The organism is Pseudomonas sp. SDO5271_S396 (assembly GCF_054071795.1).
In genome coordinates, this window is record NZ_JBSVWB010000046.1 from 44,353 (window position 1) to 52,394 (window position 8,042).

The 8,042-nt window shown below is 66.4% G+C and carries 1 protein-coding gene; it reads left to right on the top strand.

From position 1 onward, the window contains the following. Positions 1-40 precede the first annotated feature (40 nt). Positions 41-8,042, top strand: an 8,002-nt coding sequence (locus ACW9IN_RS24415) for an amino acid adenylation domain-containing protein (RefSeq protein ID WP_457368227.1), incomplete at its 3' end; no start/stop codon positions are given.

Below are 8,042 nucleotides of genomic sequence, written 5' to 3' on the forward strand. Positions count from 1 at the left end.
TGCGCTATCGCCGTTGCCCTTTTTCTGCAGGACGCTTTGCATGACCACCGAAAACACCGCCCGCAACCCGATTGAAGACATCTACCCGCTGTCACCGCTGCAACAGGGGATGCTGTTCCACTCCCTGCTGCATGAAGACTCCGGTGTGTACCTGATGCAGGACCGCTACCGCATCGGCGGGGCCATCGACGAAGGGGCGTTCCTGGAGTCGTGGCGTCAGGTGGTGGCGTTGCACCCTTCGCTGCGCGCCAGTTTCCAGTGGAAAACCCAGAAGCAACCGGTGCAGGTGATTCACCGCGAGGTCAAGGTGCCGCTGGACACCCTCGACCTGCGTGCATTGGCGCCCCATGAGCAAGAAGCGCGGATTCGCGCGTTGCTCGAAGACGAACAGAAAATCGGCTTCAACCTGTCGAAGCCGCCACTGATCCGCTTCCGCCTGGTGCGCCTGGGTGACGAGTCCTACGAGTTCATCCGCAGCTTCCACCACATCCTGATGGACGCGTGGTGCATTTCCCTGGTGACCGTGGACTTTCTCAAGGTCTACGAAGCGCTGTGCAACCAGCGCACGCCACAACTCAAGAGCCCACGCCCGTTCCGCGACTATATCCACTGGCTGCAACGCCAGGACGCGGCCAAGGCCGAACAATTCTGGCGCGGCCAGTTGCAGGGCCTGAACGCGCCGACGCCACTGACCGTGGACAACGGCACCAACCGTGACCGCTACACCGATGCGGTGTTGGTCGACGATCAACTGGTGCACCTCAGCACGACGCAAACCCAGGCACTGGCAGCGTTCTGCCGCAGCCGACGGATCACCCCGAACACCTTCTTCCAGGGCGCCTGGTCGTTGTTGCTCTCGCGCTACAGCGGCCAGCGCGATGTGGTGTTCGGCGTCACCGTGGCCGGGCGTCCGGCGGAACTTGCCGGCGTGGCCGAAATGATCGGCCTGTTCATCAACACCCTGCCCCTGCGCGTCAGCGTCGACCCACAGGCGCCGCTGGGTGACTGGCTCAGCGACTTGCAGGGCCTGAACGTCGCCATGCGCGACTTCGAACACACGCCGCTGACCGATATTCAGGGCTGGAGCGACTTCCCCCGTGGCGAAACCCTGTTCGACAGCATCCTGGTGTTCGAAAACGCCCCCATCGACGAGCAGATCCTCGACGGCGGTTTCCAGTTCAGCCTCGACGGCATGGACCACAGCGTGCACACCCACTACGGGCTGACCGTGGTGATTCTGCCCGGCGAAGAGCTGGGCATCCGCGTGTCCTACGACCGCGAACGTTTCGACGCCGCCACCGTGGCGCGCCTGCTTGGCCATTTGGTCAGCCTGGTACACGGCATGCTCGCCGCGCCGCAAGCGCCATTGGGCAGTTTCGAACTGCTGGCGGCCGACGAGCGTCAGCAGTTGCTCCGCGACTGGGCGCTCAACCCCCACGATTTCCCTCTGGATACCAGTTACGCCGAACTGTTCGCCGCCCAGGTCGCGCAACGCCCTGACCAGGTGGCGGCGGTGTGTGACGGCCAATCCTTGACCTACGCCGAGCTGGACCAGCGCGCCACCCGCCTGGCCCACGCCCTGCGCGAAGCCGGGGCTGGCGAAGACCAACTGGTGGCGCTGGTAGCGCCCCGCGGGCTGACCCTGCTCACTGCCATGATCGCGGTGTTCAAGGCCGGCGCGGCGATGCTGCCGCTGGAGGTCAACCACCCGCCGGAGCGCCTGCGCGAAATCCTCACGCTGTCCCGTGCCCCGCTGCTGGTGGCGAGCGAGGCGTGCAGCGGCCTGCTCGACCCACTGCTCAGCGGCCTCGATCAGGCACCCACGGCGCTGTTCGCCGAAGCCTGCTGGAATACGCCGAACGACGCACCGCTGCCGCTGGCCGGCACGCCCCACAGCCTGGCCTACGTGCTGTTCACTTCCGGGTCCACCGGCACGCCCAAAGGCGTGATGATCGAACAACGCGGCATGCTCAATAACATCTTCGGCAAGGTCCCGTCCCTGGGCCTGAGCGCCACCGACCGCATCCCGCAGACCGCCTCGGTGGCCTTCGACATTTCCGTGTGGCAGTTCCTCGCCGCGCCGGTACTCGGTGCGACCGTGCACATCCTGCCGGATGAAGTGGCCCACGACCCGCAACGCCTGTTGCAGGTGCTCGCCCAGGAACGCCTGGGCGTACTGGAAATCGTGCCGAGCCTGATGCGCACCCTGCTTGCCGTGTGCCCATGCGACCTGCAACTGCCCGACCTGCGCTGGGTGCTGCCCACCGGTGAGGCCCTGCCGCCGACCGTGGCCCGCGACTGGTTCGCGCGGTTCCCCGACATCGCGCTGATGAATGCCTACGGCCCGGCGGAATGCGCCGACGACGTGGCGTTCCAGCCGATTGTCGAGGCGCCCGCCGCCCATATCAGCCACATGCCCATCGGCCAGCCCACCGCAAACAACCGTTTGTACGTGCTGGACGAGGCGCTGCGCCCCGTACCGATAGGGGTACCCGGCGAAATCTGCGTCGGTGGCGTCGGTGTGGGCCGTGGCTACCTGCACGACCCGCAGCGCACCGCCGAAGCCTTTATCGACCACCCGCAGCTCGACGGACGTCTGTACCGTACCGGCGACCTTGGCCGCTGGCGGGCCGACGGGGTGATCGAATACCTCGGGCGCCGTGACCAGCAAGTGAAGCTGCGCGGGCATCGCATCGAACTGACCGAAATCGAACACCGCCTGGCCCAGCACCCGAACGTGCGCGAAGCCGCCGTACTGTTGCGGGAAAACAGCGCGGGCGAAGCCTGGCTGGTGGCGTACTGGTCGGCCCATGACGACAGCCTGGGCAACGACGGCCTCACCGAACACCTGCGCACGCAATTGCCGCCGTACATGGTGCCCGCCGCGTTCGTCTGCCTGGAGCGCTTGCCGCTGAACAACAACGGCAAAGTCGACCGCAAGACCCTGGCAGCCCGGCAACTGGACTGGGCCGCCGACACCCGCGAAAGCATCGCGCCCCGCAACGCACACGAAGCCGCCGTGGCCAAGGTCTGGGCCGAAGTACTGGGCCGTGACCATGTGGGCGTGGAAGACAACTTCTTTACCCTGGGCGGCCACTCGCTGCTGGCAACCCAGATCGTCGCGCGCCTGCGCAGCCACTTCAAACTCGACCTGCCGCTGCGGGTGCTGTTCGAACAGCCCACCGTGGCCCTGCTGGCCATGGCCATGGCCATTGCCGCTCGCGAGGCCCAGGCCGCCGCGCCGCAAACCACGGCCATCAGCACGCCCAGAGCCCAGCCGCGTCCGGCCCTGCTGCCGTTGTCGTTCTCACAACAACGGCTGTGGTTCATCGAACAACTGACACCCGGCACCACGCTGTTCAACATCCCGTTCGCCCTGCACCTCAAGGGTGAACTGAACGTCGCCGCGTTGCAGGCCAGCCTCGACGACCTGCTGGCGCGCCACGAAATCCTGCGCACCGGCATCCGCAGTGTCGACGGCGTGCCGAACCAGCACATCAGCCCGGCCCTGAGCATCGCCCTGCCGTTCGAGGACTTGTCCGAGCTGACCGCCACCGCCCGTGAAGGCGCGCAGTTCAATGCCCTGCAAGATACCTTCGAAGCCCCCTTCGACCTGACGGAGCCGCCGCTGCTGCGTGCACGGCTGCTGAAGGTCGCGCCGGGCGAACACGTCCTCGGCATTGCCCTGCACCACCTGGTCTCGGATGCCTGGTCGGCCACCATCGCCCTGCGCGAACTGGCCCTGGGTTACGAGGCCCGCTGCAATGGCAACGCCGCGCAATTGCCGGCGTTGCCGCTGCAATATGCCGACTTCGCCCTGTGGCAGCGCGACCACCTGCAAGGCGCCGAACTGCAACGCCAACTCGACTACTGGACCCGCACCCTGGCCCGGGGCGACAGCGATGGCAGCCCGTTGCTCGCCCTGCCCACCGATCATCCACGGCCTTCGGTGCAAAGCTACCGCGCAGGCCTGGTCCAGCGTGAGCTGAGCACCGCGCTGAGCAGCCAGGTACAAGCCCTGGCCAGCCGCCTGGGCACCACCCCGTTCAGCGTGCTGTTCGCCGGTTTTGCCGTGCTGATGCACCGTTTGAGCGGCGATGCCACCGTGCTGATCGGCACCCCGGTCACCCATCGTGAACAACCGGGCACCGAAGGTTTGCTGGGGATTTTGCTGAACAACCTGGCGATCCGCGCCGACTTCAGCGCGCAGGCGGACTTCACTGCGCTGGTCACCCAGGTCGCCACCCGCCTGCGTGAAGGCTTGCAACATCAGGACCTGCCATTCGAGCAACTGGTGGACAGCCTGCAACTGCCGCGCAGCCTCAGCCACGCGCCGCTGTATCAGGTGATGGTCGCCCAGCAGCTGGCCATGGAGTCGCGTTTGCAGTTCCCGGGCCTGACGTTCGACGCCCTCGACACGCCGCTCAAGCATTCCGAATGCGACCTGGACCTGCACGTGCTGTGCCCGGCAGGCGCGCCGATCCAGCTGGAATTGATGTTCGCCCTCGACCTGTTCACTGCCGACAGTGCACGCCAGACCCTGGCGCGCCTGGAACACCTGCTGACGCAGATGCTCGCCGAGCCACAGCGCGCGGTCGCGGCCCTGCCGTTGCTGATGCCCGAGGAATGGCAACGCACCGTGGTCGAGTGGAACCGCACCGAGATGGACGTGCCGCGCCACCTGACCTTCGCCCAGTTGTTCGAACAGCAGGCCGCACGCACGCCACAGCGCGATGCGCTGTGTTTTGAAGGCCAAAGCCTGAGCTATGCCGAGCTGAACCGTCGCGCCAACCAGCTCGCCCATTACCTGCGCGCGCAGGGGGTGGTTGCCAATCGCCCGGTGGCGCTGTGCGTCGAGCGCTCACTGGACCTGCTGGTCGGTCTGCTGGGCATTCTCAAGTCCGGCGGCGCTTATGTGCCGCTGGACCCGACCTACCCGGTGGAGCGCCTGGCCTACATGCTGGAAGATGCGCGACCGGCGCTGTTCATCGGCCAACAGGGCCTGCTGGAACAACTGGGCAACGACCTGCCGCGCCTGCGCCTGGATACCGACGCGGCGCTGTTCGCCGACCAACCCCAGGACAACCCTGCGCCCCTGTCCGGCCCCGACGACCTGGCCTACATCATGTACACCTCGGGTTCGACCGGTAAGCCCAAGGGCACCCTCGTCACCCAGGGTTCGGTGGTCAACCTGGCCTGGGCACGCATCCACGGTCTGTACCGCCGCTATAGCGACCAGCCGATGCGCACCAGCTTCAACTATTCGTTCGCCTTCGACAGTTCGGTGGCCGAGCTGATCCTGCTGCTCGATGGCCACAGCCTGTACCTCACCCCCGAAGAGGTACGTTACGACCCCGAGGCGCTGGCGCGGTTTTTCCACGACACCCGCCTGGACGCTTTCGAATGCACCCCGGCGCAACTCAAGAGCCTGCTGGAAAGCGACGGCGTACGCCGGGGCGACACCTACCTGCCGCGCTTCGTGTTGTTCGGCGGCGATGCGGTGGACGCGCAACTCTGGCAACGCCTGCCATCGATTGCCGGCAGCCGCTTCTTCAACACCTACGGCCCCACCGAATGCACGGTGGATGCCACCGGCTGCGCGGTGGACGACTACCCGCAACGGCCGATCATCGGCCGCCCCATCGCCAACGTGCGCACCTACGTGCTGGATGCCTTCCTCAACCCGCTGCCGGTGGGTGTGCCGGGCGAACTGCATATCGGCGGCGCCGGAGTGACCCTGGGTTACCTCAACCGTGCCGAACAGACCGCCAAGGTCTTTATCGACGATCCGTTCTCTGCGGTGGCCGGCGCGCGGATGTACAAATCCGGCGATCTGGTGCGCTGGCTGCCCGACGGCCAGCTGGAATACCTCGGCCGGATGGACCATCAGGTGAAAATTCGCGGTTTCCGTGTGGAACTGGGCGAGATCGAAACCCTGCTCGGCGCCCAGCCTGGAGTACGCCAGGCCGTGGTGCTGGCCCGTGAAGACGTGCCCGGCGACAAACGCCTGGTGGCCTACGTCACCAGCGACCGGCACGCCGAGGTGAATGCCTGGCGCCAAGCCCTCGGCGCCGCCCTGCCCGACTACATGGTGCCATCGGCCTTTGTGGTACTCGACGAACTGCCGCTGACCGACAACGGCAAGCTCAACCGCAAGGCCTTGCCGGCCCCGGACAGCCACGCCGAACCGGATGCCGAGGACCCACCGCGTACCGCCGCCGAACGCCAGCTGGCCGCGCTGTGGGCCGAACTGTTCAATGTGCCGCTGAGTGGCATTGGTCGCGACAGCCATTTCTTCTACCTGGGCGGTCATTCGTTGCTCGCGGCGGTGCTGTTTGCCCGTCTGCGCCAACAATTCGCGACGGTGCCGCCGCTGCGCGCGGTGTTCGAACACCCGACCCTGCAAGGCCTCGCCGCGCTGTTGGCCGAGCCGTTGCACACGCCCGCCGCCGCATTCGCCGCCGCACCACGTCCGGCGCGCCTGCCGTTGTCGTTCGAACAGCAACGCCTGTGGTTCCTCGAGCAACTGAGCGGCGCCAGTGAATACAACGTGGTCAGCGCCGTGGAACTGACCGGCGAACTCGACCCACAAGCGCTGCAAGCGGCGCTCAACAGCGTGGTGCAGCGCCACGAAAGCCTGCGCAGCCGTATCGTGCGCGAAGCCGATGGCGAGCTGGCCGTGGTGATCGAAGCGCACGTGCAGTTGAATCTCGACCCGTCGACGCTGGATGCGATCACCGATGAAGACTGGCGTCGCCAGACCGACCGCGCGATCCACGCCGCCACCGCACAACGCTTCGACCTGGCCAATGAAGTGCCGATACGCGCCGCGCTGCTCCAGCGCAGCGGACACGCCCAGGCCCTGTTGCTGCTGACCCTGCACCACTGCGCCACCGACGACGCCTCCAGCCAGAACCTGCTGGACGAACTGGCGCGTTTCTACAGCGCCCAACGTCAAGGCTATACGGCCCAAGTACCGGCGCTGGCCTTGCAATACCCGGACTACGCGCTGTGGCAGCGCGAACCGGCGCAACAGGCGCTGTTCGACGGCCAGTTGGCCTACTGGCGCAACCAGTTGGAAGACAGCGGCTATCAACTGGAACTGCCCACCGACCAACCACGTCCGCACACCCTCGATCCGCTGGCCGGCGCGGTGCAGCTGCAATTGCCTGCCGAACTGGCCGGGCGTTTGCGCGAGTTCGCCCATCAGCGCGGCGCGACCCTGTACATGCTGTTGCTCAGTGCCGCGCAACTGCTGCTGGGGCGCTACGCCAACCAGCGTGATGTACGTATCGGCAGTCCGGTGGCGCAACGGCCACTGGCCGAGTTGCAGCCGCTGATCGGGTGTTTCGTCAACACCCTGGTGATGCGCGCCGACCTCGACCCGCAGTTGGACTTCAACGGTCTGCTGGCGCAGGTACGCAACACCGTGCTGGATGCCCAGCAGCATCAGGACGTGCCGTTCGATCAAGTGGTCGAACACCTCGCGCCGGAACGCAGCCTCGGCCAGACGCCACTGTTCCAGGTGCTGTTCGTGATGCAGAACGCCAGCGCCGATGCCAGCCCCTGGCAGGCATTGCAGGCGCAGGAACGTGCGGTCACGGCCCATGCCACCAAGTTCGACCTCAACTGGGAAGTGCACGACGGCGAAGTGCTGTCGGTCCTGCTCGAATACCGCAGCGCGCTGTTCAACCAGACCACCGTGCAGCGCTGGCTGAGCCAATGGCAAGCCCTGCTGGAAAACATGCTGGAGACACCCCAGTTGCGCCTGGGCGAGTGGTCGCCGCTGAGCGCTGCCGAACGTCAACAGCAGCTCGAATGGAACCGTACCGCCCGCGACTACAGCGGGCCGACCGACTTGCACACGGCCCTGGCCCAGCAAGCAGCCTTGACTCCGAACGCGCCGGCACTGGTGTTCGAAGACCAGCGCTTGAGCTACGCCGAACTCGACCACCGCGCGCAAACCCTGGCCCGCGCCCTGCGCGCTGCCGGTATTGGCCGCGAATCCATCGTGCCGGTGTGCATGCAGCGCTCGGTGGACA